At 54.1% G+C, this 26,515-nt stretch carries 31 protein-coding genes; all 31 read left to right on the top strand.

Annotated features, from left to right (window positions below; all coding sequences use genetic code 11):
* The first annotated feature begins 230 nt into the window (after positions 1–230).
* Positions 231–548, top strand: coding sequence for a putative DNA-binding protein (locus BJQ97_RS11510; protein ID WP_407066456.1), 318 nt, complete (start codon positions 231–233; stop codon positions 546–548).
* 17 nt (positions 549–565) lie between these two features.
* Positions 566–1,906, top strand: a complete 1,341-nt coding sequence (gene ffh / locus BJQ97_RS11505) for a signal recognition particle protein (protein ID WP_011230696.1) — start codon at positions 566–568, stop codon at positions 1,904–1,906.
* Between the two features lie 94 nt (positions 1,907–2,000).
* The gene (rpsP, locus tag BJQ97_RS11500) at positions 2,001–2,273 is read left to right on the top strand and encodes a 30S ribosomal protein S16 (RefSeq protein ID WP_011230697.1); all 273 of its coding nucleotides are present in this window, start codon (positions 2,001–2,003) and stop codon (positions 2,271–2,273) included.
* An 11-nt stretch (positions 2,274–2,284) separates the two neighbouring features.
* Complete coding sequence (locus tag BJQ97_RS11495; RefSeq protein ID WP_011230698.1) at positions 2,285–2,521, top strand: KH domain-containing protein; 237 nt, start codon at positions 2,285–2,287, stop codon at positions 2,519–2,521.
* Positions 2,522–2,609: 88 nt separating this feature from the next.
* Positions 2,610–2,996 carry a YlqD family protein gene (locus BJQ97_RS11490; RefSeq protein WP_160156674.1) on the top strand — a complete coding sequence of 129 codons (387 nt, stop codon included), beginning with the start codon at positions 2,610–2,612 and terminating at the stop codon, positions 2,994–2,996.
* Positions 2,997–3,011: 15 nt separating this feature from the next.
* A complete protein-coding gene (gene rimM, locus BJQ97_RS11485; protein WP_160156673.1) occupies positions 3,012–3,530 on the top strand; it encodes a ribosome maturation factor RimM in 519 nt (172 codons plus the stop codon).
* The gene (trmD, locus tag BJQ97_RS11480) at positions 3,530–4,264 is read left to right on the top strand and encodes a tRNA (guanosine(37)-N1)-methyltransferase TrmD (protein ID WP_201451732.1); all 735 of its coding nucleotides are present in this window, start codon (positions 3,530–3,532) and stop codon (positions 4,262–4,264) included. The genes rimM and trmD overlap by 1 nt, the downstream gene beginning before the upstream one ends.
* A 135-nt stretch (positions 4,265–4,399) precedes the next feature.
* Entirely contained in the window at positions 4,400–4,756 is a 357-nt protein-coding gene (gene rplS, locus BJQ97_RS11475) for a 50S ribosomal protein L19 (protein ID WP_013145772.1), read from the top strand.
* Between the two features lie 119 nt (positions 4,757–4,875).
* Entirely contained in the window at positions 4,876–5,430 is a 555-nt protein-coding gene (gene lepB, locus BJQ97_RS11470) for a signal peptidase I (protein WP_160156671.1), read from the top strand.
* Positions 5,431–5,442: 12 nt separating this feature from the next.
* Positions 5,443–6,309 (top strand): ribosome biogenesis GTPase YlqF, encoded by an 867-nt coding sequence (gene ylqF, locus BJQ97_RS11465; RefSeq protein WP_160156670.1) that lies wholly within the window; start codon positions 5,443–5,445, stop codon positions 6,307–6,309.
* Between the two features lie 86 nt (positions 6,310–6,395).
* Positions 6,396–7,178, top strand: a complete 783-nt coding sequence (locus BJQ97_RS11460) for a ribonuclease HII (protein ID WP_160156669.1) — start codon at positions 6,396–6,398, stop codon at positions 7,176–7,178.
* Between the two features lie 18 nt (positions 7,179–7,196).
* Positions 7,197–8,744 (top strand): flagellar hook-length control protein FliK, encoded by a 1,548-nt coding sequence (locus tag BJQ97_RS11455; RefSeq protein WP_160156668.1) that lies wholly within the window; start codon positions 7,197–7,199, stop codon positions 8,742–8,744.
* Entirely contained in the window at positions 8,741–9,028 is a 288-nt protein-coding gene (locus BJQ97_RS11450) for an EscU/YscU/HrcU family type III secretion system export apparatus switch protein (RefSeq protein ID WP_033006714.1), read from the top strand. The genes BJQ97_RS11455 and BJQ97_RS11450 overlap by 4 nt, the downstream gene beginning before the upstream one ends.
* Positions 9,029–9,142: 114 nt before the next feature.
* Positions 9,143–10,303 carry an ADP-forming succinate--CoA ligase subunit beta gene (sucC, locus tag BJQ97_RS11445; protein WP_011230708.1) on the top strand — a complete coding sequence of 387 codons (1,161 nt, stop codon included), beginning with the start codon at positions 9,143–9,145 and terminating at the stop codon, positions 10,301–10,303.
* Positions 10,304–10,320: 17 nt separating this feature from the next.
* Positions 10,321–11,223, top strand: coding sequence for a succinate--CoA ligase subunit alpha (gene sucD / locus BJQ97_RS11440; protein WP_011230709.1), 903 nt, complete (start codon positions 10,321–10,323; stop codon positions 11,221–11,223).
* Between the two features lie 71 nt (positions 11,224–11,294).
* The gene (gene dprA / locus BJQ97_RS11435; RefSeq protein WP_160156667.1) at positions 11,295–12,176 is read left to right on the top strand and encodes a DNA-processing protein DprA; all 882 of its coding nucleotides are present in this window, start codon (positions 11,295–11,297) and stop codon (positions 12,174–12,176) included.
* A gap of 78 nt (positions 12,177–12,254) precedes the next feature.
* A complete protein-coding gene (topA, locus tag BJQ97_RS11430) occupies positions 12,255–14,330 on the top strand; it encodes a type I DNA topoisomerase (RefSeq protein ID WP_160156666.1) in 2,076 nt (691 codons plus the stop codon).
* A gap of 94 nt (positions 14,331–14,424) precedes the next feature.
* On the top strand, positions 14,425–15,327 hold the full coding sequence (gene xerC, locus BJQ97_RS11425) for a tyrosine recombinase XerC (RefSeq protein WP_160156665.1): 903 nt from the start codon (positions 14,425–14,427) through the stop codon (positions 15,325–15,327).
* Between the two features lie 23 nt (positions 15,328–15,350).
* Positions 15,351–15,893 carry an ATP-dependent protease subunit HslV gene (gene hslV / locus BJQ97_RS11420; protein WP_011230713.1) on the top strand — a complete coding sequence of 181 codons (543 nt, stop codon included), beginning with the start codon at positions 15,351–15,353 and terminating at the stop codon, positions 15,891–15,893.
* An 18-nt stretch (positions 15,894–15,911) separates the two neighbouring features.
* Complete coding sequence (gene hslU / locus BJQ97_RS11415; protein ID WP_160157606.1) at positions 15,912–17,306, top strand: ATP-dependent protease ATPase subunit HslU; 1,395 nt, start codon at positions 15,912–15,914, stop codon at positions 17,304–17,306.
* Positions 17,307–17,322: 16 nt separating this feature from the next.
* Positions 17,323–18,102, top strand: a complete 780-nt coding sequence (gene codY / locus BJQ97_RS11410) for a GTP-sensing pleiotropic transcriptional regulator CodY (protein ID WP_011230715.1) — start codon at positions 17,323–17,325, stop codon at positions 18,100–18,102.
* A 196-nt stretch (positions 18,103–18,298) separates the two neighbouring features.
* Complete coding sequence (gene flgB, locus BJQ97_RS11405; RefSeq protein WP_011230716.1) at positions 18,299–18,688, top strand: flagellar basal body rod protein FlgB; 390 nt, start codon at positions 18,299–18,301, stop codon at positions 18,686–18,688.
* Positions 18,689–18,691: 3 nt separating this feature from the next.
* Positions 18,692–19,144 carry a flagellar basal body rod protein FlgC gene (flgC, locus tag BJQ97_RS11400; RefSeq protein WP_160156664.1) on the top strand — a complete coding sequence of 151 codons (453 nt, stop codon included), beginning with the start codon at positions 18,692–18,694 and terminating at the stop codon, positions 19,142–19,144.
* A 19-nt stretch (positions 19,145–19,163) separates the two neighbouring features.
* Positions 19,164–19,460 carry a flagellar hook-basal body complex protein FliE gene (gene fliE / locus BJQ97_RS11395; RefSeq protein WP_160156663.1) on the top strand — a complete coding sequence of 99 codons (297 nt, stop codon included), beginning with the start codon at positions 19,164–19,166 and terminating at the stop codon, positions 19,458–19,460.
* Between the two features lie 82 nt (positions 19,461–19,542).
* Entirely contained in the window at positions 19,543–21,126 is a 1,584-nt protein-coding gene (fliF, locus tag BJQ97_RS11390) for a flagellar basal-body MS-ring/collar protein FliF (RefSeq protein ID WP_160156662.1), read from the top strand.
* A 12-nt stretch (positions 21,127–21,138) separates the two neighbouring features.
* The gene (gene fliG, locus BJQ97_RS11385; RefSeq protein WP_023634015.1) at positions 21,139–22,158 is read left to right on the top strand and encodes a flagellar motor switch protein FliG; all 1,020 of its coding nucleotides are present in this window, start codon (positions 21,139–21,141) and stop codon (positions 22,156–22,158) included.
* Complete coding sequence (fliH, locus tag BJQ97_RS11380) at positions 22,142–22,921, top strand: flagellar assembly protein FliH (RefSeq protein ID WP_160156661.1); 780 nt, start codon at positions 22,142–22,144, stop codon at positions 22,919–22,921. The genes fliG and fliH overlap by 17 nt, the downstream gene beginning before the upstream one ends.
* Positions 22,899–24,209: a flagellar protein export ATPase FliI gene (fliI, locus tag BJQ97_RS11375; protein WP_160157605.1), complete on the top strand. Its 1,311-nt coding sequence runs from the start codon at positions 22,899–22,901 to the stop codon at positions 24,207–24,209. The genes fliH and fliI overlap by 23 nt, the downstream gene beginning before the upstream one ends.
* Positions 24,210–24,251: 42 nt before the next feature.
* Entirely contained in the window at positions 24,252–24,698 is a 447-nt protein-coding gene (gene fliJ / locus BJQ97_RS11370; protein WP_160156660.1) for a flagellar export protein FliJ, read from the top strand.
* Positions 24,699–25,310 carry a MotE family protein gene (locus tag BJQ97_RS11365; RefSeq protein WP_160156659.1) on the top strand — a complete coding sequence of 204 codons (612 nt, stop codon included), beginning with the start codon at positions 24,699–24,701 and terminating at the stop codon, positions 25,308–25,310.
* Positions 25,307–26,500, top strand: a complete 1,194-nt coding sequence (locus BJQ97_RS11360) for a flagellar hook-length control protein FliK (RefSeq protein ID WP_160156658.1) — start codon at positions 25,307–25,309, stop codon at positions 26,498–26,500. The genes BJQ97_RS11365 and BJQ97_RS11360 overlap by 4 nt, the downstream gene beginning before the upstream one ends.
* The last annotated feature ends 15 nt before the right edge of the window (positions 26,501–26,515 follow it).

Raw genomic sequence — 26,515 nt, 5'->3', positions numbered from 1 at the left:
AAAAACAACGGACGCCCTTTGTTGTTGTATATGGAACAAATTTGTAAAAATGAAGAGAAGCAAAATTGGAGGGGGAGATGCGAACAGTATCGGCCTTTTTGGTTGGCAAGCGTTGTGCGCTCGTTTGCCCGTTCTCGCTTGACACTCTACGGAAAAGGCGGTACACTACATTTTTGTAAAGGTATTTTACTTAACAATGAGGGAGGGAGAGTCCGGTGCTGGAAAAAACGATGCGCATGAACTATTTATACGATTTTTACCAAGCGCTGTTGACGCCGAAACAGCGCAACTATATGGCGCTTTACTACTTGGACGACTACTCCCTCGGGGAAATTGCCGAACAATATGAGGTGAGCCGCCAGGCGGTGTACGATAACATCCGGCGTACAGAAGCGATGCTGGAGCAGTATGAAGAGAAGCTCGGGTTGCTGCGAAAATATGAACGGCGGCGGCAGATCATCGAGCGGCTGAAAGACTACATCAGCCGGCATTACAGCGCTGACGCCGAATTGGCGGCGCTAGTTCGCGAGCTTGACGAACTTGATTAAACAAGGGGGTGGCCGCCATGGCGTTTGAAGGATTGTCTGAACGTTTGCAACAGGTGATGAACCGAATCCGCGGCAAAGGAAAAGTCACCGAAGCGGATGTCAAAGAGATGATGCGCGAAGTGCGCCTTGCGCTTTTGGAAGCTGACGTCAACTTTAAAGTCGTCAAAGATTTTATCAGACAGGTGAGCGAGCGGGCTGTCGGGCAGGAAGTGATGAAAAGCTTAACGCCGGGCCAGCAAGTGATCAAAATCGTCAAGGAAGAGTTGACGGCGTTAATGGGCGGTGAGCAAAGCCAAATCGCTGTCGCGAAGAAACCGCCGACCGTTGTGATGATGGTCGGGTTGCAAGGGGCCGGGAAAACGACGACGACTGGGAAGCTGGCCAACTTGCTGCGCAAACGACATAACCGGAAGCCGTTGCTTGTGGCTGCTGACGTTTACCGCCCGGCGGCGATCAAACAGCTTGAGACGCTTGGCAAGCAGCTCGACATGCCTGTCTTTTCGTTAGGCGAGCACGCCAATCCGGTTGAAATCGCGAAACAGGCGCTCGAGCGGGCGAAAGAAGAACATTATGATTACGTGCTCATCGACACAGCCGGCCGTCTTCACATTGATGAAGCGCTCATGGATGAACTGAAGCAGATGAAAGAAGCGGTCAAGCCGGATGAAATTTTCCTCGTCGTTGACGCCATGACCGGGCAAGATGCCGTCAATGTCGCACAAAGTTTCCATGAGCAGCTCGGCATCACCGGTGTGATTTTGACGAAGCTGGACGGCGACACGCGCGGCGGGGCGGCGCTGTCGATTCGCGCCGTCACCGGAGCGCCGATCAAGTTTGCTGGGATGGGCGAAAAACTTGACGCTTTGGAGCCGTTCCATCCAGAGCGCATGGCGTCGCGCATTTTAGGCATGGGCGATGTCCTGACGCTCATCGAAAAAGCGCAGGCGGCCGTCGACGAAGAGAAGGCAAAGGAGCTCGAACAAAAAATGCGCACGGCCACCTTCACGCTTGACGACTTTTTGGAGCAGCTCGGCCAAGTGCGCAAGCTCGGACCGCTTGACGAACTGATTAAAATGCTACCGGGCGCCAACAAAATCAAAGGGCTCGCCAACATCCAAGTCGATGAAAAGCAAATCGCCCGCGTTGAGGCGATCATCCGCTCGATGACGAAAGAAGAGAAAACACATCCGGAAATCATCAACGCTAGCCGCAAAAAGCGGATCGCCAAAGGAAGCGGCACGACGGTTCAGGAAGTGAATCGGCTTTTGAAACAGTTTGACGAGATGAAAAAAATGATGAAAATGATGACGAATATGCCAAAAGGGAAAAAGAAAGGATTCCGTTTTCCCTTTATGTAAATGAAGATCTGTTAAGCGAAAAACCTTTACAAACGGAAAAAGAATTGTTAATATACTATCTTGTGTGAACTCTATACGGAGGTGCGTACTGACTATGGCAGTAAAAATTCGTTTAAAACGCATGGGAACAAAGAAAAAACCGTTCTATCGCATCGTGGTAGCTGATTCGCGCTCGCCGCGCGACGGTCGTTTTATCGAAACGATCGGCACGTACGATCCGGTCGCTGAGCCGGCGCAAGTGAAAATCGATGAGGAACTGGCGCTCAAATGGCTGCAAAACGGCGCCAAACCGTCGGATACGGTGCGCAGCTTGCTGTCGAAGCAAGGCATTTTAGAGAAGTTCCATAACTTGAAATACGGCAAATAAGCGAGATGCACATGAAGCCGCTCATTGAAACGATCGTCAAGGCGCTTGTCGATCATCCGGAGGCGGTGGCGGTTGAGCGCCGCGAAGAAGAGACGGCCGTCATCTATGAGCTGTCCGTGCATGAAGACGACACTGGCAAAGTGATCGGCAAACAAGGGCGGACGATCCAGGCGATTCGCACGGTCGTTGCCGCCGCCGCGGCCGGATCGCCAAAGAGGGTTGTTGTGCAAGTGAAAGACAAAGGGTGAGGATGTTCCTCTCCCTTTTTTGATATGATGCCAAAGGGCGCGGAAATGGCCCAGGTGCCGTTCATTCCGTGTCAAAAGGGGGAAGAGGATGAAGCTCATTCAAACGGTTGAGGTGCGGCAAATCGTCACCGAACGGAGCAAACGAGAGCTTGCCGCTGCGTTTTTGGCGCGCAAGCAGCAGCTCGAACGCGAGTGCGACCAGCTTCGTTTTGAACAGAAACGAATGGAGAAAAGCGGAAACTATCCGCCCGCTTTAGTAAAACAATATTTTGCCAAAGAGATCGACGAGCGGATGGAGAAAATGAAACTGCTTGAGTTTCAGCTCGAACAATTACATATGCTACCGTTAGGGAGCGAATTGAAAGAGCGGGAAGTCGAGGCGCTCGTTGAGGTGAACATCGGCGACCGTTGGGAAGAGGTGACAAAAACGCGCGCCATCATCATTGAAGACGGCGTCGTTAAAGAGATTCGCTAAGAAGGGATGAAAGCGATGGAACGATGGTTTAATGTCGGAAAAATTGTCAATACGCACGGCATTCGCGGCGAAGTGCGCGTCATTTCGCGCACCGACTTTCCTGAAGAACGGTATAAAAAAGGAAACAAGCTGTACATTTTCCGCGAACGGGAAACGGAACCGATTGAAGTCACAGTGAAAAGCCACCGCGTCCATAAATCGTTTGACTTGTTGTCGTTTGAAGGCTATGACAGCATCAACGACGTTGAACGGTTTAAGGGGGCGATGCTGAAGGTGCCGGAAAGCCAGCTCGGCGAACTTGCGGAAGGGGAATATTATTTCCATGAGATCATCGGCTGCACTGTCGTGGCAGAAGGCGGGGAGACCATCGGCGCGGTAAAGGAAATTTTGACTCCAGGGGCGAACGACGTCTGGGTCGTCCGGCGCGAAGACGGATCAGAAGCGCTCATTCCGTACATTGACGAGGTCGTTTTGCACGTCGATCCGGAGCGGAAAACGATCATCATCCGGCCGATGGAAGGGCTGCTCGAATGATGCGGATCGATATTTTAACGTTGTTTCCCGGCATGTTTTCCGGGGTGTTGAGTGAGTCGATTTTAAAGAAGGCGCAAGAAAAAGGGGCCGTCGACATCCGCCTTATTGATTTTCGCGAGTTTGCCGACAACAAGCATAAAACGGTCGACGATTATCCGTACGGCGGCGGCGCTGGCATGGTGCTCAAGCCTCAGCCGATTTTTGACGCGGTGCAACACGTGACGGCTGGATCGCCTGGCGCCCGCATCATTTTGCTTTGTCCGCAAGGCGAGCGCTATACGCAAAAAAAGGCGGAAGAGCTGGCGAAAGAAACGCATTTGGTGCTCATTTGCGGCCATTACGAAGGCTATGACGAACGCATCCGCCAATATTTAGCAACCGATGAAATTTCGATCGGCGATTATATTTTAACAGGTGGGGAACTCGGCGCCATGGTTGTTGTCGACAGCGTCGTCCGTCTTCTCCCCGGGGTGCTCGGCAATGAGGCGTCGCCGGTCGATGACTCGTTCAGCTCCGGGCTGCTTGAGTATCCGCAATACACAAGACCAGCCGATTTCCGCGGCATGAAAGTGCCGGATGTATTGCTGTCAGGCAACCATCAGCTCATCGCCGAGTGGCGCGAGAAGGAATCGCTCCGGCGCACGTTTTTGCGCCGTCCGGACTTGCTCGATGAATATCCGCTTACAGACAGGCAAAAGCAATGGCTGAAAGAGTGGGAAAAGGAGTGCGAATAGCTATTGCCTGAGTCAACAGTTTATGCTATCATGTCTTTTGTGTGACCTTAAGCGATCTGCTTGAGGACGGAAAACGATGTTCCGCTGCAATGAAGAAATCATTGGCATGAACATCTGTGGAAGGAGTGGATCATGATGCATCATTTAATCCAAGAGATTACGAAAGAACAACTCCGGACGGATTTGCCGGATTTCCGCCCGGGCGACACGGTGCGCGTTCATGTGAAAGTCGTCGAAGGCAACCGCGAACGCATCCAAGTGTTTGAAGGTGTTGTCATTAAACGGCGCGGAGCGGGCATCAGCGAAACGTTCACGGTCCGCAAAGTGTCCTATGGCGTCGGCGTTGAGCGCACATTCCCGGTGCATACGCCGAAAATCGCCAAGCTGGAAGTCATCCGCCGCGGGAAAGTCCGCCGCGCGAAATTGTACTACTTGCGTGAACTTCGCGGCAAAGCGGCGCGCATCAAGGAAAATACGAACGCAGCGCAATAATGGACAACGGTGGATCACAGCGGAAAAGGAGCTTGCTTTCAAGCTCCTTTTTTCACTACCGTCAATGATGGTTACGGCAGTGATCCACGACTGCAAACTTGGATTTAGGTGGGTGGACAATGGAACAGAAAAAAAGCGAATGGCGCGAATGGATGAAGGCGATCGTCGTTGCTGTCTTGCTTGCCGGGGGCATCCGCTACTTTATTTTCGCTCCGATCATCGTCGACGGTTATTCGATGATGCCGACATTACATAACCATGAGCGGATGATTGTCAATAAACTGGCGTATAAAATCGGCATGCCGCACCGTTTCGATATCATTGTTTTTCACGCCGAAGAAGGGAGAGACTATATTAAGCGAGTCATCGGCCTGCCGGGCGATCGAATTGAATACAAAAATGATACGCTCTATATCAATGGCAAGCGGTATGAAGAGCCATATTTGGACGAGTATAAAAAGCAGTTGTCCGACGGCGGTCCGCTGACGGAATCGTTCACTTTGGAGGAACTGACCGGGCGAAGCACGGTGCCGCCGGGGCATTTGTTTGTCATGGGCGACAATCGCCGTTTCAGCAAAGACAGCCGCCATATCGGCTTCATTCCGATGTCAAAAGTTGTTGGGAAGGCGAATCTTGTGTATTGGCCGCTTTCTGACGCCCGGATTGTGAAATAAACGAGGCAGGTGATGCCAATGACAGTGATTCAATGGTTCCCCGGCCATATGGCGAAGGCCAAGCGGGAAGTGCAAGAAAAATTAAAGTGGATCGATGTAGCGTTTGAGCTGCTTGACGCCCGCGTGCCGATGTCCTCGCGCAACCCGATGATCGACGAGATTCTCGGACAAAAGCCGCGCCTCATTTTGCTCAATAAAGCTGATATGGCCGATGAGGCGGTGACCGAACAGTGGATCCGCTATTTCCGCGATCAAGGGCGGCTGGCTTTGCCCATCGATGCTCAAAGCGGAACAGGAGTCCGGCAAATCGCGGCCGCAGCGAAAGAGATGGTGAAAGACAAATTCGAGAAAATGCGGGCGAAAGGGATTAAAAACCCGCGCCCGGTTCGGGCGCTCATCGTCGGCATTCCGAACGTCGGCAAGTCGACGCTGATCAACCGGCTCGCCGGCCGCCATATCGCGAAAACCGGCGACAAGCCGGGGGTGACAAAAGCGCAGCAATGGATTAAAGTCGGCAAAGAAATGGAGCTGCTTGATACCCCAGGCATCCTATGGCCGAAATTTGAGGATGAGGACGTGGGCTACAAGTTGGCGGTGACCGGCGCCATTAAGGACGAAATTTTAAACTTGCAGGATGTCGCCGTTTATGCGCTCCGCTTTTTGTCGACTCACTATCCCAACCGGCTTAAAGAGCGCTACGGCCTTGATGACATTCCGAGTGACATCGTCGCTTTGTTTGACGCCATCGGAAGGCGGCGCGGCTGCTTGACGTCAGGCAGCGCTGTTGACTACGATAAAGTGGCTGACATCGTTTTGTATGACATCCGCACGGAAAAATTAGGCCGCTTAAGTTTTGAAACGCCCGCTTCACGGACGTAGCGCGTCCGGCGGGCGTTTTTTTTGCCGGCGGTGCTTTACGGCCGGCTGAATAGAGCCGATAGTATAAGTAGAAGAGGGAGAGGAGCATGAAACGGTATACGGTGAAAGACATTGAAGCGCTGCTCCCGGAGCTTGGCGCGGACGACCCGCGCTGGGAAATGCTGCGGCAGGATGAGCGAAAAAGCGTGCAGGCGCTTCTTGCCCGTTTCAAACGGCAGCAAGCGCGACGGCACGCTGAGCAACAACGGTGGGAAGAATTGATGCGTTATGAGCGGGAACTATATGCCGCTGGTGTTAGACGGATCGCCGGCATTGATGAGGCCGGGCGCGGCCCGCTGGCCGGCCCGGTCGTCGCCGCCGCGGTCATCTTGCCGAAAGACGCCTATTTGCCGGGGCTTGACGACTCGAAGCGGCTGACGCCGGAAAAGCGCGAGGCATTGTTTGCGCAAATTGAAGCGTGCGCTGTCGCCATCGGCATCGGCATCGTCAGCGCGGCGGAGATCGATGAAAGGAATATTTACGAAGCGACAAGGCAAGCGATGGCGAAAGCGGTGAGAGCCCTTTCCCCGCCGCCTGAACATTTGCTTGTTGATGCGATGGCGGTGCCGTGCCCACTGCCGCAACAGCGCCTCATAAAAGGAGACGCCAACAGCGCTTCGATCGCCGCTGCGTCGGTCATCGCCAAAGTGACGCGCGACCGGTGGATGAAAGAACTGGATCGCCGCTATCCACAATACGGGTTCGCGCGCCATATGGGCTACGGAACGCCGGAACATTTCGAGGCGATTCGCCGCTACGGCGTTACGCCTGAGCACCGTCGTTCGTTCGCGCCGGTGAGGGAGGTGCTGAAGGCGAGCGAGCAGCTTTAGAAGAAGGGATGGGACGAAATGGTCGAGCGCATGGAGCGGACGATGCCAACGACCGCTGTCCGCGACGCGGCATCCAGCCGGCGGTTTCAGCCGGGGCAGGCCGTCGTCGGCCGAGTGGAGCGGGTCGAGGAGATGGAAACCGGGGAGCGGGCGGCGCTCGTCCGCGCTGGCGGACAACTTGTGCGCGCCCGTTTGGAGGCGCCGCTTGCCGTCGGACGTTTGTATTTGTTTGAAATTCACGAACGACAAGGAACAATTTATTGGAAAGCCATTCCCCTTTCCGAACCGGCGTCTGCCCCGTCAAGTGAAGAGGCGGTGCGCCGGTGGCAAAAAGCGTGGAAACTGCCGGATGCGGCGCTGCCGGTGCTCCGCCAAGCGCTGAAAGCTGGCGCGGCTGCAACGAAAGAGGAAATTGCCGCACTGACTGAAGCGGTGAAAGAGACCGGCCAGCCGGATGCCGCCGAAGACGTGCTCGCTTATTTGTTTCGCCGCCGGCTGCCGTTCTCTTCAGCGGTGTTTCGCGCGCTATGGGCAGCCAAAACCGGGGCGCCGCTCGCTGATGGTTTAGGAAAGCTGAAAACAGCGCTCGCCGCTCTTTCCGCCCATCCGGCGGCGCTTGAGCTCAGCCGGGGGATGGAGAAGGTTCTGTCGCCGCCGCTGTCCGCTTACGAGGCAGTCGTGCGTTTGTTGCTGTCAGGGGAGGAAGAGGCAGAGACGGCCCGCGTGCTTCTTGCCCGCCTTGGGCTCGCCCCGTTGCCGGAGGACCGCCGCTTGGCGCTTCGGGAGGCGGTGCAATGCCGCCGGTTTGCCGATATCATTCGGCAGCTCGGCTTGACGGACGAGGAGGTGTTTTTGGAACGGTGGGCCGCTCTCGATGCTGCCTATCAAAGCGGAGCGCTGCCCGCCGCGGAAGCGAAGTTGTGGGCCGCCGCTCGAGCGACGAGAGATCCGGCGCTGTCGCTGTTTTGCTGGCTGAGGCGGGCGGCCGTGCGGCTTGGACTTGAGGACGAGGCGGCGCTCGTCCGTGTTGGGAAAATCGAGGATTTGCCTTCCGCTCCGTCGTTGAAACGGCTGCTTCTTCGCTTTCTTCATGAATCGGGGAGCGAAGGGGCCAAGAGGGCGGCCGAAGCGATTCTCGACCAGCTCGATGGCATGGCCATCGCTGCTGGCGGCGATGGGCTCATTGAGCACGTATGGCTTTCGTTCCCATTGCCGCTTGGCGGCCGCAGCAACGATTTGGCTGTGTGCTGGCAAGGAAGGAGAAAACAAGGCGGGCCGCTTGATGCCGATTACAACCGCATTGTTTGTTGCCTGACGCTTGAAGAGCTGGGAGAGGTGCTCGTCGATATGCGCGTGCAACGGCGGATCGTCCACATCTCCATTTTTCACGATGATTCGCGGCTGCTGGTTGCTGCCGCTCGGATGGCTCCGCTTGTCAAAGAGCGGTTTCACGCGCACGGCTATGCGCTTTCAGGCATTGATGTAAAGACAACGCGTTCCGCCCCTCCTCCGCCTTCCGTTTTTCTGTTTGCCGACAGTTGCAGAGAGGTGGATTGCCAAGCATGAACGAGGAGCGGAAAAAAGCAGTCGCCTTGTCTTACGATGCGGCGCTTGACGCAGCCCCGATCGTCAAGGCGAAAGGGGTTGGCAAGGTCGCCGAAGCGATCATCGCCGCCGCCCGCGAGCACGGCGTGCCGATTCGCCAAGATCCGACGCTTGTTGAGCTGCTGGGGAAAGTGGAGATCAACGAAATGATCCCAGAGGAGCTGTACGCCTTAGTGGCTGAATTGTTCGCGTTTTTGTATCAGCTTGATCAAGAAGCGAAAGGAGAAAGAGCGGGGAAGGGGTAATTTTCCTATTCCCCGCTTTTGTAATTTTGCGGCGAAACGGTGGACAAGCGCGAAATGTTAGGTATAAAATGAAAGCGCTAAGACTTTTTGATTTTATACATAGGAGGTTGGCGCATGAACATTCATGAATACCAAGCAAAAGAAATTTTGCGAAGCTATGGTGTAAGCGTGCCGAACGGCCGCGTCGCGTTCACGGTGGATGAAGCGGTCGAAGCGGCGAAAGAGCTCGGCGCGCCGGTGTGTGTTGTCAAAGCGCAAATCCATGCCGGCGGGCGCGGCAAAGCGGGCGGGGTGAAAGTGGCAAAAAGCCTCGAGGAAGTCCGTACATATGCGAGCGAATTGCTCGGAAAAGTGCTCGTCACCCATCAAACCGGCCCGGAAGGAAAAGAAGTGAAACGGCTGTTGATTGAAGAAGGGTGCGACATCCAAAAAGAATACTACATCGGCCTTGTCGTCGACCGCGCCACCTCGCGCGTCGTATTAATGGGGTCGGAAGAAGGCGGAACGGAAATCGAAGAAGTGGCGGCGAAAACGCCGGAGAAAATTTTTAAAGAATACATCGATCCAGCCGTCGGTCTCCAAGCGTTCCAAGCGCGCCGATTGGCTTTCAACATCAACATTCCGAAGCATCTCGTCAACCAAGCGGTCAAATTTATGATGGGCTTGTACCAAGTGTTTGTCGATAAAGACTGCTCGATCGCCGAAATCAACCCCCTTGTCGTCACCGGCGACGGCAAAGTGATGGCGCTTGATGCGAAGCTGAATTTCGATTCAAACGCCTTATACCGCCATCCGGACATCCTTGAATACCGCGACTTGGATGAAGAAGACCCGAAAGAAGTCGAAGCGTCGAAATACGACTTGAACTACATCGCTCTTGACGGCAACATCGGTTGCATGGTCAACGGCGCCGGCTTGGCGATGGCGACAATGGACATCATCAAATATTACGGAGGCGAGCCGGCTAACTTCCTCGATGTCGGCGGCGGCGCCAGCGAGGAAAAAGTAAGGGAAGCGTTCAAAATCATTTTGTCCGACCCGAACGTCAAAGGCATTTTCGTCAACATTTTCGGCGGCATTATGAAATGCGATGTCATCGCGAGCGGCATCGTCGCGGCGACGAAGCAAGTCGGTTTGACGCTTCCGCTTGTCGTCCGGCTTGAAGGAACGAACGTTGAGCTTGGGAAAAAGATTTTGCAAGAGTCGGGCTTAAACATTATTGCGGCCGAATCGATGGCGGACGGAGCACAAAAAATCGTTGAGCTAGTACGTTAAGAAAGCGAGGGAGACACGTGAGCGTTTTTGTCAATAAAGACACGAAAGTGATCGTGCAAGGGATTACCGGTTCGCAAGGGCTGTTTCATACAAAGCAAATGATCGAGTACGGAACGAACATCGTCGGCGGCGTCACGCCGGGCAAAGGCGGCACGGAAGTCGAAGGCGTGCCGGTGTTTGACACTGTTTCGGAAGCGGTCGAAAGAACGGGAGCGAACGCCTCGGTCATTTACGTTCCGCCGGCCTTCGCTGCGGATGCCATCATGGAAGCGGTCGACGCGGGACTCGACCTTGTCGTTTGCATCACCGAAGGCATTCCGGTGCTTGATATGGTGAAAGTGAAACGGTACATGGAGGGCAAAAAGACACGCCTCATCGGCCCGAACTGCCCGGGCGTCATTACGCCGGAAGAGTGCAAAATCGGCATTATGCCGGGCTACATTCATAAAAAAGGACATGTCGGCATTGTTTCCCGTTCCGGCACGCTGACGTACGAAGCCGTTCACCAACTGACGCAAGCCGGCATCGGCCAGTCGACGGCGGTCGGCATCGGGGGCGACCCGGTCAACGGCACAAACTTCATCGATGTGTTGAAGGCGTTTAATGAAGACGAAGAAACGTACGCTGTCATTATGATCGGCGAAATCGGCGGCACGGCGGAAGAAGAAGCGGCCGAATGGGTGAAAGCGAACATGACGAAACCGGTCGTCGGCTTTATCGGCGGACAAACGGCGCCTCCGGGCAAACGGATGGGCCATGCCGGCGCGATCATTTCCGGCGGCAAAGGAACAGCCGCAGAGAAAATCAAAAAAATGACCGAATGCGGCATTAAAGTGGCGGAAACGCCGGCCGTGATCGGAGAAACACTCATTTCTGTGCTGAAAGAACGCGGCTTGTACGAAAAATGCAAAACGCACTAATCATCAGCCCCGCACATCATCGTGCGGGGTGTCGCTTATGATGTCCAACGCCGGAAGGAAAGGGGAGCAGTATGTACGATACGGTCCGCGACCGACTTATCCATCTCCATCATTGCCGCGGGGCGGGATGGAAGACGATTCATTCCTTGCTTAAGGTTGATCCAACGCTCACCGCTCCATTTTCTCTGCCTCCCGCTGATCTCCGCCCGCTCGTTCCACTTCCTGATGCTCAATGGACCGCTTTTTTCCATGATTTGCATTCCATCGATGTGCAACGTGTGATAAAAACATATAAGGACCGGTGCATTCGTGTGATCACTGTATTTGATTCCGACTATCCGCCGCTGCTGAAATATATATACGCCCCGCCGTGGGTGCTGTATGCAAAGGGGGACTCCGCTTTGCTTCAGGAGCGGAAACTGATCAGCATCGTCGGCACAAGGCGGCCGACGAAGGAAGGAATCGAAGCGTTGAACAAATTGGTGCCGCCGCTTGTGGCTGCCGGCTTTACGATCGTCAGCGGGCTCGCGTTTGGGATTGACGTGTGCGCCCACCAGCTCGCCGTCCAGCATGGCGGGGCGACGATCGCCGTCATCGCGGGTGGGCTGGACCACATTTATCCGAAAGAACATCGGCCGTTCGCCGCCCGGCTGATGGATGAACAGTTGGTCATCGCTGAGCATCCGCCGGCAACGCGCCCACAGGCATGGCAGTTTCCCGCGCGCAATCGCATCATCAGCGGGCTGTCGCTCGGCACGCTTGTCGTGCAGGCGAAGCGGAAAAGCGGTTCGCTCATTACCGCCGCGTATGCGCTTGAGCAAGGGAGGGAAGTGTTCGCCGTCCCCGGCCCGATCGGTTTGGCGGAATCCGCCGGGCCGAATACGCTCATTCAGCACGGGGCCAAACTCGTGCAAGAAGCGGCGGACATTTTGGATGAATTCCCGTACGTGTAATGCACATGTTTGACAAATGCGGCAATAATCATTAATAATAATGAAGATTTCAATTTACCTCCTAGGGGTGGAAGATGGATGTCAGACTACTTAGTTATCGTCGAATCGCCAACGAAAGCGAAGACGATCGAACGATACTTGGGAAAAAAATATACAGTCAAAGCATCGATGGGCCACGTCCGCGATTTGCCAAAAAGCCAAATGGGCGTTGATATAGACCACGGCTACGAGCCGAAATACATTACAATCCGCGGCAAAGGCCAGGTGATCAAAGAGTTGAAAACGGCGGCGAAAAAAGCGAAAAAAGTGTTTCTTGCCGCCGACCCCGATCGCGAAGGAGAGGCGATCGCTTGGCATTTGGCCCACATGCTCGATCTGGACATTCACTCTGATTGCCGCGTTGTCTTTCATGAGATCACGAAGGATGCTATTCAGCAATCGTTTCAGCAGCCGCGCGCGATCAATATGAATCTTGTTGACGCCCAGCAGGCGCGGCGCGTGCTCGACCGCCTCGTCGGCTATAACATCAGCCCGCTCTTATGGAAAAAGGTGAAAAAAGGGTTAAGCGCCGGCCGCGTCCAATCGGTGGCGCTGCGCCTCATCATCGATCGGGAACGAGAAATTCGCGAATTTCAGCCGGAAGAATATTGGACGATTCAAGCGACGTTTCAAAAAGAAGGGGAGACGTTTGCCGCCTCGTTTTACAGTATTGACGGACAAAAGCGCGATTTAAAGACGGAAGCGGATGTGAAAGCCGTGCTGGACCGATTAAACGGAACGACATTTGCGGTGAAAACGGTGACAAAGCGGGAGCGCAAGCGCAGCCCCGTACCGCCGTTTACGACGTCGTCGCTTCAGCAGGAAGCGGCGCGCAAACTCAATTTCCGGACGAGAAAGACGATGATGATCGCCCAGCAGCTGTACGAAGGAATCGATCTTGGCAGCGAAGGGACGGTCGGTTTGATCACCTATATGCGCACCGATTCAACGCGCGTCGCCGAGACGGCGCAGAAAGAGGCGGCGGCGTATATCGAGGCGACGTTCGGCGCTATGTATGTCAATCAGGAAAAGCGGAAAGAGAAGAAAAGCACGAACGCCCAAGATGCCCATGAAGCGATCCGCCCGACATCGGCATTTCGCGATCCGGACAAAGTGAAACCGTATTTGACGCGCGACCAGTTTCGGTTGTATAAACTCATTTGGGAACGGTTCATCGCCAGTCAAATGGCGGCCGCCGTGCTTGACACCATGAGTGTCGAGTTGGAAAACAACGGCGTCGTGTTCCGCGCCAGCGGCTCGAAAGTGAAATTTCCAGGGTTTATGAAAGTGTATATTGAAGGAACGGACGATCAAACGGAAGAGCAAGACCGTATCCTCCCGGATTTGGAAGAAGAGGAAACGGTCGAGAGCGAAACGATCGAATCGAAGCAGCACTTTACTCAGCCGCCGCCGCGCTACACGGAAGCCCGCCTCGTCAAAACGTTGGAGGAACTCGGCATCGGCCGCCCGTCGACGTATGCCCCGACGCTTGATACGATCCAAAAACGCAACTATGTCATCCTTGAGAACAAGCGGTTTGTCCCGACCGAGCTCGGCGAAATCGTTGTCGAGCTGATGCTCGAATTTTTCCCGGAAATTATCGATGTCGAGTTTACGGCGAAAATGGAAAAAGAATTGGACGAAATTGAAGAAGGGAAAGTAGAATGGATCAAAGTCGTCGACGAGTTTTACCGCGAATTTGAAAAACGGTTGAAAGTGGCGGAAAAAGAAATGCGCGCAGTTGAGATTAAGGATGAGCCGGCCGGCATTGACTGCGAGGTGTGCGGCAGCCCGATGGTGTACAAAATGGGCCGTTTCGGCAAGTTTATCGCCTGCTCAAATTTTCCGGAATGCCGCCATACGAAGCCGATTGTCAAAGAAATCGGCGTCAAGTGCCCGAAATGCCGCGAGGGCAACATCGTGGAGCGCAGCACGAAAAGAAAGCGGGTGTTTTACGGCTGCGATCGCTTCCCGGATTGCGACTTCGTCTCGTGGGATAAACCGCTCGCCCGTCCTTGTCCGAAATGCGCGGGGCTGCTTGTGGAGAAAGAGCTGAAAAAAGGTGTGCAAGTGCAATGCACGGCGTGCGACTATGAAGAGCGGCTAGAAGCTTGAATAGGCATCGAATACAATTCAGAATTTTATAAAAAACAGTTGCGTTCATGCGGATGAATATGGTACGATGTAGTAGCTGTTGCGGGGTGAGGCGATGGAGAATTCGAAACTTGCGTTACAATTATTCATGGAATATTTACAAATCGAGAAAAATTATTCACAATATACTATTGTGTGTTACCGGCGTGACATTGAGCAGTTTTTCCGATTTATGGATGAGGAAGGAATCGGCGCGCTCGATGAAGTGTCCTACAGCGACGTTCGTTTATATTTGACGAAACTATACGAGCAACAGTTGGCCAGCCGTTCGGTTGCCCGCAAAATTTCGAGTCTGCGCAGCTTTTACAAGTTTTTGTTGCGCGAAGGGCGGGCGGCCGAAAATCCGTTTGCGCTCGCGACGCTGCCGAAAAAAGAGCAAAAAATTCCTAATTTTTTATACCCCAAAGAATTAGAAGCATTGTTTCTTGTCAATGATGAAAATACGGCCCTAGGCCAGCGCAATGCGGCGCTGCTTGAGTTGTTGTACGCGACTGGCGCTCGGGTTAGTGAATGTTGTCACATACAGCTGTCTGATGTCGATTTTGTTGCGGAAACGGTGCTCATTCACGGCAAAGGAAACAAGCAGCGCTACGTTCCGTTCGGCCGTCCGGCCCGCGAAGCGCTTGAACGGTATATCCATAGGGGGCGACGCGAACTGACAAGAAAGCTGCCGGCGGACCACCGCTATTTATTTGTGAACGCCCGAGGCAATCCGCTCACGCCTCGGGGAGTGCGCCATATTCTAGATCGGATCGTCGAAGCCGCTGCGCTGACGCAAAACATCAGCCCGCACGTGCTTCGGCATACGTTTGCGACTCATTTGCTCAACGAAGGGGCCGATCTCCGTTCGGTGCAGGAACTGCTCGGTCATGCGCATTTGTCATCGACTCAAGTGTATACACATGTAACGAAAGACCGGCTGCGGCATATTTATTTGCAGGCGCATCCGCGGGCGTAACCCGCAGGCAAGGGAGGGAAATGATGGGAGCCTTTCACGCGACGACAATTTTTGCCATCCGCCATAACGGCGCATCCGCCATGGCTGGAGACGGCCAAGTGACGTTCGGCAATGCGGTCGTCATGAAGCATACAGCGAAAAAAGTGCGACGGCTGTTCCAAGGAAACGTGCTCGCCGGTTTTGCCGGCTCCGTCGCTGACGCGTTTACGCTCTTTGAAATGTTTGAAGGCAAGCTCGAACAATGGAATGGCAACTTGCCGCGCGCGGCGGTTGAGCTGGCGAAAGAGTGGCGGAGCGATAAAGTGCTGCGCCGCCTTGAGGCAATGCTCATTGTTATGGACAAACAGCATTTGCTGCTTGTCTCCGGCACGGGCGAAGTGATTGAGCCGGATGATGGCATGCTTGCCATCGGCTCGGGCGGTCAGTATGCGTTGGCTGCTGGGCGTGCGTTGAAGAAGTACGCCGGCGGGTCGATGACCGCGAAAGAGATTGCCAAGGCGGCGCTTGAGATCGCCGCTGACATTTGCGTTTATACGAACGGCCATATTATTGTCGAAGAGCTGTAAAAAAGGAGGAGGCCGATGATGGCGGAAACGTTGACTCCACGGCAGATTGTCGAAAAACTCGATCAGTTCATCGTCGGGCAAAAAGAGGCAAAAAAGGCGGTGGCGATCGCGCTTCGCAACCGGTATCGCCGCAGTTTGCTCGATGAAAAATTGCGCGATGAAGTGATGCCGAAAAATATTTTAATGATCGGCCCGACCGGGGTCGGGAAGACGGAGATCGCCCGCCGGCTCGCCAAACTCGTCGGCGCCCCGTTCATCAAAGTCGAAGCGACGAAATTCACCGAAGTCGGTTATGTTGGGCGCGACGTCGAATCGATGGTGCGTGATTTGGTGGAAACGTCAGTCAGGCTCGTGAAAGAACGAAAAATGAACGAAGTGAAAGACAGGGCTGAACAGCAGGCGAACAAGCGGCTTGTTGAACTGCTCGTTCCCGGCAAGCCAAAGCAGACAATCAAAAATCCGCTTGAGCTGCTGTTTGGCGGTCAAGGAGCCCAAGCGGACAGCAGTCACAGCCATGAGGATGAACAGGTGGAACAAAAGCGGCGCCAAGTTGCTTGGCAGTTGGCAAACGGGCAGTTGGAAAACGAGATGGTGACGATTGAAATCGAGGAACAGATGCCGTTATGGTTTGATTTTTTGCAAGGGGCAGGTATTGAGCAGATGGGCGTTAACATGCAAGACGCCTTAAGCAGCCTCATGCCGAAGCGGCGCAAAAAGCGGCGCCTCAAAGTGAGTGAAGCGCGCAAAGTGCTCATCAACGAGGAAGCGCAAAAGCTGATCGACATGGATGAAGTGACGCAAGAGGCCGTCCGTTTGGCTGAACAGTCCGGCATCATTTTTATCGATGAAATCGACAAAATCGCCCGCAGCGGAGCGGTGTCCGGCTCGGCGGACGTCTCGCGCGAAGGGGTGCAGCGCGACATTTTGCCAATTGTCGAAGGGTCGACCGTCATGACGAAGTACGGCCCGGTGAAAACGGATCACATTTTATTCATCGCCGCCGGCGCATTCCATATGGCGAAGCCGTCGGATTTGATCCCTGAACTGCAAGGCCGTTTCCCGATCCGCGTCGAGCTTGCGAAACTTTCGGTTGACGATTTCGTAAGAATATTAGTAGAGCCGAATAACGCGCTCATTAAGCAATATCAAGCTCTTTTGGCGACAGAAGGTATAAGTCTTGAATTTTCTGACGATGCTATTCGTAAGATTGCTGAGGTGGCGTTTGAAGTAAACCAGACGACCGACAACATCGGTGCGCGCCGGTTGCACACGATTTTGGAAAAACTGCTGGAAGACTTGCTGTTTGAGGCGCCGGACATCGGAATCGACAAGGTCGTCATCACACCGCAATATGTCGAGCAAAAACTCGGCAGCATCATCAAAAACAAAGATTTAAGCGAATTTATTTTATGAGGAGGAGATGAAATCCATGAACTTGCTAGAGAAAACGCGGAAAATCAACGCCATGTTGCAAAAGGCGGCCGGGCGGCCGGTCAATTTTAAAGAAATGGCCGAAACGCTTTGCGAAGTGATTGAAGCCAATGTGTTTGTCGTCAGCCGCCGCGGCAAGCTGCTTGGATTCGCCATTAAACAATCGATTGAAAACGAACGGATGAAGCGGATGCTGGAGGAGCGCCAGTTTCCGGAAGAATACACGAAAAACTTGTTCAACATTACGGAAACGTCTCCTAATATTGATATTAATAGCGAATATACGGCGTTTCCAGTGGAAAATCGTGACTTGTTCAAAACCGGCTTGACAACGATTGTTCCGATCAACGGCGGAGGCGAGCGGCTCGGCACGCTCATTTTGTCGCGCCTTGACCGCGAGTTTGACAATGATGATCTCATTTTGGCTGAATACGGAGCAACGGTCGTCGGCATGGAGATTTTGCGTGAAAAGGCGGAAGAAATTGAAGAGGAAGCGCGCAGCAAGGCGGTCGTGCAAATGGCGATCAGCTCCCTTTCTTACAGCGAGCTTGAGGCGATCGAACACATTTTTGAGGAGCTTGATGGAACGGAAGGGCTGCTTGTCGCGAGCAAAATCGCTGACCGCGTCGGCATCACCCGCTCGGTCATCGTCAATGCTCTGCGCAAACTGGAAAGCGCGGGCGTGATCGAATCGCGTTCACTCGGCATGAAAGGAACGTACATTAAAGTATTGAACGACAAGTTTTTAAGCGAACTTGAAAAATTGAAATCGAGCTGAACGGCGCAGCCGCCTAAGCCCGCTGGGTATTTTGGCCCGGCGGGTTTTTTGTGTTGACAAATATCTTTGGCATCGTTTTTCTGTAATGGCATTGTCGAAAAATAGTACCAAGTTCCGGCTATACATTGGATTTTCTTTCCCGTAAAATGAAAACTAGCAGAAATTGTCGAAAAATAGGAGGAAAGAGGGGGTTCCATTGGCGCTCTTTTCAGCGACGATCGGTTGGCTTGAACAAGGGCTTCGCTATGCTGCGCTTCGCCAACAGGCGATCGCCGATAACATCGCCAACGCCGATACACCGGGCTATAAGGCAAAAGATGTGCGCTTTCAGGCTGAATTGGAACGGGCGTTTCGTCTTGAGGCCAAACGGACGAATCCGAAGCATTTTTCGTTTCCAAACGAACAAAACGGAAAAATCATCGTGACGACGGACACAACGGTGAGTTACAATCATAATGGAAACAGTGTCGATATCGATCAAGAAATGTCAAAACTAGCAGAAAACCAAATTTATTACAATGCCTTAATCGAGCGGCTCAACGGCAAATTTACCACGTTGAAAACCGTGATTAAAGGAGGGAAATAACGGGTGTCTTTGTTTCAAAGTCTAAACATTTCGGCTTCGGCGTTGACCGCCCAGCGGTTGCGCATGGACGTGATTGCCTCCAACATCGCCAACGCCGATACGACGCGCGCTCGCCTTGTCAACGGCCAGTGGGAGCCGTACCGCCGCAAAATGGTCATCATCGAACCGCGCAGCGGGTCGTTTTCGGGCTATTTGCAGGCTGCGCTCGGCGGTGCCGACGCGGTGGACGGTGGAGTGCGGGTGCGCGAAATTGTCGATGATTCGGCGCCGTTTAAACTCGTCTACGACCCAAATCACCCGGATGCGGGCGCCGATGGCTATGTGCGTCTGCCAAACGTCGACCCGCTGAAAGAAATGGTGGACTTGATCGGGGCGACGCGTTCGTATGAGGCGAACGTCACGGTGCTGAATGCTTCAAAAGGAATGCTCATGAAGGCGCTCGAGATCGGGAAATAGCATGCGAGGGGGATAAACGATGATTGATGGAGCAACCCGCATTGGGCTGACGATGTCTTCCGCCGTTTCGCCTCCAGCGAAGCGGGCTGAGGCGCAAAAGCAATTCGCTGCATTTTTCAAAGAGGCGCTCAACCGCGTGAATGAAGCGCAAATTCAAGCCGATGCGCTGACGGAAAAGCTCGTTCGCGGGGAGAACGTTCAGTTGCATGATGTGATGATCGCCGCGCAAAAAGCGAGCATCACGCTGCAGCTGACGCTGGAGATCCGCAACAAAGCGATCGAGGCGTATCAAGAAATGATGCGCATGCCATTGTAGCGGAAACGAACTGCACTACATAACGGAAGCCGCCGCCATCGTTGCGTTATGGCGGCAGGTATTGGATCATCGGGGGAATTGTATGAGAAGGAAATGGAAAGAGTGGTGGAGCCGCGCTCGCGCGTTTTGGCAGGAACGGACAAAAAAACAGAAATGGCTCGTGCTCACTGCGGCAGCGGCCGTGCTTTTGGCCGTTGGCGTCGGCGTCTTTTTCGCCACAAGGACGGAAATGGTGCCCCTTTACAGCAATTTGTCGCCGCAAGAAGCGGGGCAAATTAAAGCAACGCTTGACCAGCGCGGCGTTCCGTCTGAAGTGGCGGACGGCGGGACGACGATCAAAGTGCCGAAAGAGCAAGTGGACGCGCTGAAAGTCGAGCTCGCTGCTGAAGGCATCCCGAACAGTGGAGTCATTGACTATTCATTTTTCGGCCAAAACGCGAGCTTCGGCATGACGGATAACGAGTTCAATATGGTGAAGCTGAAGGCGATGCAAACGGAGCTCGCCAACTTGATCAAGACGATCGACGGCGTGGAGGACGCCAAAGTCATGATCAACCTTCCGCAGCCGAGCGTATTCGTTTCCGATGAGAAAGGGGAAGCCTCGGCTTCGATCGTGCTGAAGACGAAGCCGGGCTATCGATTCAGCGACGAGCAAATCAAAGCGCTCTATCATCTCGTCGCCAAAAGTGTTCCGAATCTTTCTACAGATAATATCGTCATTATGAATCAGTTTTTTGAGTATCTCGATTTGAAAAATGACGGAGAAAATTCGACAGGGGCAACATTCGCCTCGCAGCAGCAAATCAAAAAACAGATCGAGCGCGACATTCAGCGCCAGGTGCAACAACTGCTCGGCACGATGATGGGGCAGGATAAAGTCGTCGTTTCCGTGACGGCCGACATTGACTTTACGCAAGAAAAGCGCGAAGAAAACTTAGTTGCCCCAGTTGATGATAAAACAAAAGAAGGCATTGCCGTCAGCGTCCAGCGCATTAAAGAGACGTATTCAGGAAGCGGAGTGCCGCCCGGAGGCGCCGCTGGAACGGGCGCGAACGAAGTGCCGGGCTATCAAAACGCAAACGGTGCAGCAAACGGCAACTATGAACGAACGGAAGAGACGATCAACAACGAGGTAAACAAAATCAAAAAGCAAATCGTCGAAAGTCCATATAAAATCCGCGATCTAGGCATCCAAGTGATGGTCGAGCCGCCTGACCCTAATGATCCGAACTCGCTGCCGCCCGAGACGGTCAATGATATTCAAAAACTGCTAGGAACGATCGTTCGGACGTCCATTGACAAAAGCGAGGCGCAAACGCTCACTGATCAAGATATCAACAACCGCATCGTCGTTTCGGTGCAAAAATTCAACGGCAAGCCGACATTTACCGAATCAACGCCAGGCCGGCCGGCGTGGTGGTGGTATGCGGCTGGTGCAGGAGCGCTGTTGCTCGTTGCCTTGCTGTTGTTCCTCTGGCTGCGCCGCCGTGAAGACGAGGAAGAGGAAGAAGAACAATTGTTCACTCCGCCGCTTTCGACGGAGCCGGATTTGCCGGAGCCGCCGGAGACGGAGGCAGCGTTGCGCCGCCGACAGCTGGAGCGGCTGGCGAAAGAAAAGCCAGATGAGTTTGCAAAACTATTAAAAACGTGGCTATCGGAAGAGTAGGGGGAACGGCGTATGGCAAAGCGCGAACGAAAAGGCGGGCTGTCGGGTAGGCAAAAAGCAGCCATCCTGCTTATTTCCCTAGGCCCGGATGTGTCGGCCTCTGTCTATAAACATTTATCCGAGGAAGAGATCGAGAAGCTGACGCTGGAAATTTCCAACGTCCGTCAAGTGACGGCTGAACAAAAAGAGGAAGTGCTTGAAGAGTTTCGGCAGCTCGCTTTGGCGCAAGATTACATCGCCCAAGGCGGCATCGCCTATGCGAAAGAAGTGCTTGAAAAAGCGCTCGGCCCGGATAAGGCGATGCAGATCATCAACCGCCTGACATCAGCGCTGATGGTGCGGCCGTTTGATTTCGCCCGCAAAGCCGATCCGATGCAGCTGTTAAACTTCATTCAAAATGAACATCCGCAAACGATCGCTCTCATTCTTTCGTATTTGGAGCCGGCACAGGCAGGGCAAATTTTATCGGCGCTGCCGCAGGAAATGCAGGCGGATGTCGCCCGGCGCATCGCGCTCATGGACAGCACATCGCCGGAGATTATCAACGAAGTCGAGCAAATTTTGGAGCGGCGGCTGTCTGCAACTGTCGTGCAAGATTACACCCAAGCCGGCGGAATTGAGGCGGTCGTTGAAGTGCTGAACCAAGTCGACCGGAGCACGGAACGGACGATTTTGGATGCTTTGGAAATCCAAGACCCGGAACTGGCCGAGGAAATTAAAAAACGGATGTTTGTCTTTGAAGATATCGTGACGCTCGACCACCGCGCCATTCAGCGCGTCATCCGCGAGGTGGACAACAACGATCTCATGTTGGCGCTGAAAGTAGCGAGCGACGAAGTGAAAAACATTATTTTCCGCAACATGTCGACAAGAATGGCCGAGACGTTCAAAGAAGAAATGGAATATATGGGGCCAGTCCGGCTGCGTGATGTCGAGGAGGCGCAATCGCGCATCGTCGCCGTGATCCGCCGTCTCGAAGAGGTCGGAGAAATCGTCATCGCGCGCGGGGGAGGAGATGATATTATTGTCTAACGTCATTAAAGCGCCGAGATTGGCGGCGCGCGCTGGAAAAAAAACGATCGTCGTGCAGCGCCATGTTTCCGATCTTCCATCGTCCGTCGACGATCGGCAGCGGGAGATGGAAGCGGTCGCTGCCGCCAAGGAAGAAGCAGCCAAGCTTCGCCGCCAGGCAGAGCAATATTGCCAATCAGTGCGCGAGCAGTTGGCCCGCGAGCAAGAGGAATGGCAGCGTGAGAAAGAGCGTCTCATGCAGGAAGCGCGCGCCCGCGGGTATGAAGATGGCTATGCGGCTGGGCGCGAGAAGGCCTTGAGCGAGCACCGCGCGTTGATCGAGCAAGCCCGCCGTTTGGCAGAGCGAGCGAACACCGAATTTTACGCTCGCATCGAATCGACGGCTGAGGCGATGTTGGAGGTGGCGCTAAAAGCGGCCGAACGCATTATTGGAGCCGCGCTTGAGGGCGATCGAAACGCTTTTTTGCCGCTCGTGCACCAAGCGTTGCAGGAAGTGCGTCGGCAAACGGAAGTGGCGGTTTATGTGCATTCGAACAGCTACGAAATCGTGGCAGAGCAAAAAGAGCTGCTGAAATCTGTGTTCCCGCATCGCGTTGATCTATTCATCTACCCGGACGATGCGCTTCCTGAATATGGATGTGTCGTGGAGACGCCGTTTGGGCGCATCGAGGCGAGCGTCGATGTACAGCTTGAGCGGCTGCGCGAGGCGCTCTACCGGCGATTGAAGGAGGGGGCGTTTTCTGAACTGGCAGGCGCTTCTTGATGAAATAGACGCTGTTGACTTGTATAAACGGTTTGGCAAAGTGTCGCGCGTCATCGGCTTGATGATGGAATCGAAAGGACCGAAAAGCTCGATTGGCGATCTTTGTTACATCCATGAACAGAGCGGATGCCGGAAAATTCCCGCTGAAGTCGTCGGTTTTCATGAACAGCATGTTTTGCTTATGCCGTTTTCTGCCATGTCTCATATCGCTCCCGGCTGCCTTGTCGAAGCAACCGGCCGGCCGCTTGAAGTGCACGTCGGCGATGCGCTTATTGGCATGGTTCTTGATCCGCTCGGCCAACCGCTTGACGGGAGTCCGTTGCCGCCTGGGCTGAAGCCGGTGTCGGTCGAACGCGATCCGCCCAATCCGCTCGTTCGGCCGCCGATTGCCGAACCGCTTGAAGTCGGAATCCGCGTCATCGACAGCCTGCTTGCCGTCGGCAAGGGGCAACGCGTCGGCATTTTTGCCGGCTCGGGCGTCGGTAAAAGCACGCTCATGGGAATGATCGCTCGCCATACGTCGGCTGATGTGAACGTCATCGCCTTAATCGGCGAGCGTGGCCGCGAAGTGCGCGAGTTTTTAGAGCGCGACCTTGGCCCGGACGGCTTGGCCCGCTCGGTCGTCGTCGTCGCTACATCCGACCAGCCGGCGCTGATGCGTGTCAAAGGCGCCTATACGGCAACGGCGATCGCCGAATATTTCCGCGACCAAGGGGCGGATGTCATGCTTATGATGGACTCGGTCACCCGCGTCGCTATGGCGCAGCGGGAGATTGGCCTTGCCGTCGGTGAGCCGCCGACGACGAAAGGCTATACGCCATCGGTCTTCGCCCTTCTGCCAAAGTTGCTTGAGCGGGCTGGAACAAACGCTTCCGGCACGATCACCGCGTTTTATACAGTGCTTGTTGACGGTGATGACATGAATGAGCCGATCGCGGATGCGGTGCGCGGCATTTTGGATGGTCATTTTGTGTTGGAACGCCAGCTGGCGAACAAAGGGCATTACCCGGCGATCAACGTGCTCAAAAGCGTCAGCCGCGTCATGCCCCACATGATCAGCGCAGAGCACCGCGAAGCGGCAAACCGGTTCCGCCGCCTTCTGTCCACTTATATCGATTCGGAGGATTTGATTCAAATCGGGGCGTATAAACGGGGGTCATCTCAAGAAATTGATGAGGCGATCGAATTTTATCCGCAAATGATGGCGTTTTGCCGCCAAAACATCGATGAAAAAACGACGCGCGCCGAAAGCATTGATGCACTGTTGCGCTTGCTGTCGGTTCGGTGAGAAATCGCGCGCCATTTTCAGACGATGAAAGGGTGAACAAATGTGACGCCGACGTTTCGGCTGCAAAAAGTGATGGCGATGAAAGAAAAAGAAAAAGAGAAGGCGCTTGGCGAATACGAGGAGGCGGTCCGCTGGTTTGAGCAGGCAGCCGAAACGCTTTACCGCCTGCTCAAGGAAAAAGAAGAATGCGCGGCGGCTCGGGATGAACAGCTTCAAGCCGGCCTGTCCGTTGGAGACATTCGCCTTAGGCTGCAATATATGGCGAATTTAGAGCGGACGATCGACCATTATCAGCTCGTCGTCATGCAGGCGCGCGAGCAGATGCAGCGCCGGCAACAGCGTTTGATGGAATTGAATATCGAAGTGAAAAAATACGAAAAAATGCGCGAGCGCATGAAGCGGTGGGCTGAGCAGCTTGAGAGGGAAGCGGAACGCCGCCTGCTCGATGAAATGGCCGTTCAACGTTTTGCAAGGCAAGGAGAGGTATAGATGGCAGATAGCAAAGTTGAACAGGAAATGCAGGCGAACTGGTGGCAATGGCTGTTGTTCGTCATTGTCATTCCGAGTGCGTTTGCCGCCTCCTTTCTCTTGTTGATTTTAAACGTTGCTGGCGTTGATGTGGCCAAGGCGGCAAAGCAGTGGACAACAAAGGTGCCGTTTGTCTCCGAGTGGATCAACTGGAGCAAGAGGGAGAAAGCTTTGCAAAAAACGATTGAGGTCCAGCAACGGACGATCGAGCAGCAAAAACGAACGATTGCCGACCAACAAAACCAAATCAAGCGGTTGAAAAACGAATTGGCGGCAAAGGAAAAGGAAATCGCCCAGCTGTCTATGCCAAGCGGGAAAACGGACGCTCAGGCTGAACCTGTTGACGAGCGGGCCTTGACGGAAGAAGATGTCGCCGGCATGTATGACGCCATGTCGGAAAAACAGGCAGCGGCTATTTTAGCGGAACTACCTGAGAGCGAAGCGCTCCGTGTATTGAGCCGGATTGACGGCGACAAAGCGGCAGCCATTTTGGAACAACTGCCGGCTGGGCGAGCGGCGAAACTGTTGGCATCGTTAAGCAAAAGGGCGATGGGGAAGGAGGCGGCCGAATGAAAGTAACGATCACAGCAAGCACGCCGCCATCCGCAGGCACTATGGCGGTGAAAAAAGAATCTGAAAACACGAGTGTGTTTGCGGCGCTGCTTGCCCACAAGCAGCAAGAGCTATTGCCAGCTGGGGCAAGGATTAGCTTGTTTCAAGAGGAGTCGAACAAAAACAAAGAGCTGGATTGGCAAAATGACGGAATGGAAACGGACGCAGCCGGACAACTATCTTCAGAGGAAAAGAAGCCGGCGCAAATAGAACCATTGTGGCTTGCCCCTTCCATCGTGGCTGCTTTGGCTGTTGCACCAATTTGGGCAGCTGCAGGCGCGCCGCTTTTAGTGGCAGATACAGATAAGCAGACGGAAGGGAAAACTAGTGATCATTCGACACTTCCGCTTGTCGGAGCCATGAATGGGGAAGAAACGATTGCCGCTCAGCCGGCGGCCGATAAAGCGGGATTTGAACGTGCGTTCATAACCGACGGACGAAAAAGCCGTAATATCGATGCTGAATCTTTTTCGCCTTCCAGCGGAAAAACAGGGATGTTTCCTCCGCTCCTGAGCGATGGCTACCAGCATTCATTCAAGGAGCAGGGAGGCAACAGGCCGGTAGTCGCGCTGCCTAACGGAGCTTCTTTCGTCCGGCCGGCTGGTGAAAAAGACGTTTCGTTGCCAAAAAGGGTGGACAAGGGGCATGGCGGTGAGGCTGCTCCTTCCTTCACCACTCCTCCTGCGCTTTTATCATTCTCTTCATCTGTCGAGCTGATCGGTGAGATGCCGGCGTCAGCTGGCGGAAGCGTTGCTGATCAAGTCGCCCACGCGCTAAGGTCGGCTCGGTGGATGAAGCTGCCAAGCGGTGTCATGCAACTTGTCATCCGTCTGCATCCGGAACATCTCGGGACGGTGACGGTGAAGATGACAGAGGAAGGCGGAAAGCTCGCCGCCAAGCTGCTTGTGGCGAACGACGCAGTAAAAGAGTTGCTCTACGCTCATTTGCCGCAGCTTGCTCAGCAGCTTGATGCGAGTCACATCACGGTCGAAAAATGGACTGTTTGGTCGGATTATGAACGTTCCGCGATGCCGCCGTATTACGGGAACCGCCAAGGAGGACAGCAGCAGGGCGAATCGCGGCAAAAACAAAAGCGGAATCCATCATCTTCCTTCTCGTTTGCGCTAGACGGGATCGAAGCTGACGCATAGGGGGAAAAGAACGAG

Origin of the sequence: Geobacillus sp. TFV-3 (assembly GCF_009901865.1) — a bacterium.
Classification (GTDB): Bacteria; Bacillota; Bacilli; order Bacillales; family Anoxybacillaceae; genus Geobacillus; species Geobacillus thermoleovorans_A.
This window is presented reverse-complemented; position numbering and strand designations above follow the sequence as displayed.

Coding starts and splice junctions, on each gene's coding strand:
- hslV (WP_011230713.1), top strand. CDS start 15,351: ATGGGAGCCTTTCACGCGACGACAATTTTTGCCATCCGCCATAACGGC.
- BJQ97_RS11365 (WP_160156659.1), top strand. CDS start 24,699: ATGGCAGATAGCAAAGTTGAACAGGAAATGCAGGCGAACTGGTGGCAA.
- dprA (WP_160156667.1), top strand. CDS start 11,295: ATGTACGATACGGTCCGCGACCGACTTATCCATCTCCATCATTGCCGC.
- ylqF (WP_160156670.1), top strand. CDS start 5,443: ATGCCAATGACAGTGATTCAATGGTTCCCCGGCCATATGGCGAAGGCC.
- trmD (WP_201451732.1), top strand. CDS start 3,530: ATGCGGATCGATATTTTAACGTTGTTTCCCGGCATGTTTTCCGGGGTG.
- fliH (WP_160156661.1), top strand. CDS start 22,142: ATGATATTATTGTCTAACGTCATTAAAGCGCCGAGATTGGCGGCGCGC.
- BJQ97_RS11495 (WP_011230698.1), top strand. CDS start 2,285: ATGAAGCCGCTCATTGAAACGATCGTCAAGGCGCTTGTCGATCATCCG.
- rimM (WP_160156673.1), top strand. CDS start 3,012: ATGGAACGATGGTTTAATGTCGGAAAAATTGTCAATACGCACGGCATT.
- fliE (WP_160156663.1), top strand. CDS start 19,164: ATGATTGATGGAGCAACCCGCATTGGGCTGACGATGTCTTCCGCCGTT.
- BJQ97_RS11490 (WP_160156674.1), top strand. CDS start 2,610: ATGAAGCTCATTCAAACGGTTGAGGTGCGGCAAATCGTCACCGAACGG.
- BJQ97_RS11360 (WP_160156658.1), top strand. CDS start 25,307: ATGAAAGTAACGATCACAGCAAGCACGCCGCCATCCGCAGGCACTATG.
- topA (WP_160156666.1), top strand. CDS start 12,255: ATGTCAGACTACTTAGTTATCGTCGAATCGCCAACGAAAGCGAAGACG.
- BJQ97_RS11460 (WP_160156669.1), top strand. CDS start 6,396: ATGAAACGGTATACGGTGAAAGACATTGAAGCGCTGCTCCCGGAGCTT.
- rpsP (WP_011230697.1), top strand. CDS start 2,001: ATGGCAGTAAAAATTCGTTTAAAACGCATGGGAACAAAGAAAAAACCG.
- BJQ97_RS11450 (WP_033006714.1), top strand. CDS start 8,741: ATGAACGAGGAGCGGAAAAAAGCAGTCGCCTTGTCTTACGATGCGGCG.
- fliF (WP_160156662.1), top strand. CDS start 19,543: ATGAGAAGGAAATGGAAAGAGTGGTGGAGCCGCGCTCGCGCGTTTTGG.
- BJQ97_RS11455 (WP_160156668.1), top strand. CDS start 7,197: ATGGTCGAGCGCATGGAGCGGACGATGCCAACGACCGCTGTCCGCGAC.
- rplS (WP_013145772.1), top strand. CDS start 4,400: ATGCATCATTTAATCCAAGAGATTACGAAAGAACAACTCCGGACGGAT.
- hslU (WP_160157606.1), top strand. CDS start 15,912: ATGGCGGAAACGTTGACTCCACGGCAGATTGTCGAAAAACTCGATCAG.
- xerC (WP_160156665.1), top strand. CDS start 14,425: ATGGAGAATTCGAAACTTGCGTTACAATTATTCATGGAATATTTACAA.
- codY (WP_011230715.1), top strand. CDS start 17,323: ATGAACTTGCTAGAGAAAACGCGGAAAATCAACGCCATGTTGCAAAAG.
- fliG (WP_023634015.1), top strand. CDS start 21,139: ATGGCAAAGCGCGAACGAAAAGGCGGGCTGTCGGGTAGGCAAAAAGCA.
- sucC (WP_011230708.1), top strand. CDS start 9,143: ATGAACATTCATGAATACCAAGCAAAAGAAATTTTGCGAAGCTATGGT.
- ffh (WP_011230696.1), top strand. CDS start 566: ATGGCGTTTGAAGGATTGTCTGAACGTTTGCAACAGGTGATGAACCGA.
- BJQ97_RS11510 (WP_407066456.1), top strand. CDS start 231: ATGCGCATGAACTATTTATACGATTTTTACCAAGCGCTGTTGACGCCG.
- lepB (WP_160156671.1), top strand. CDS start 4,876: ATGGAACAGAAAAAAAGCGAATGGCGCGAATGGATGAAGGCGATCGTC.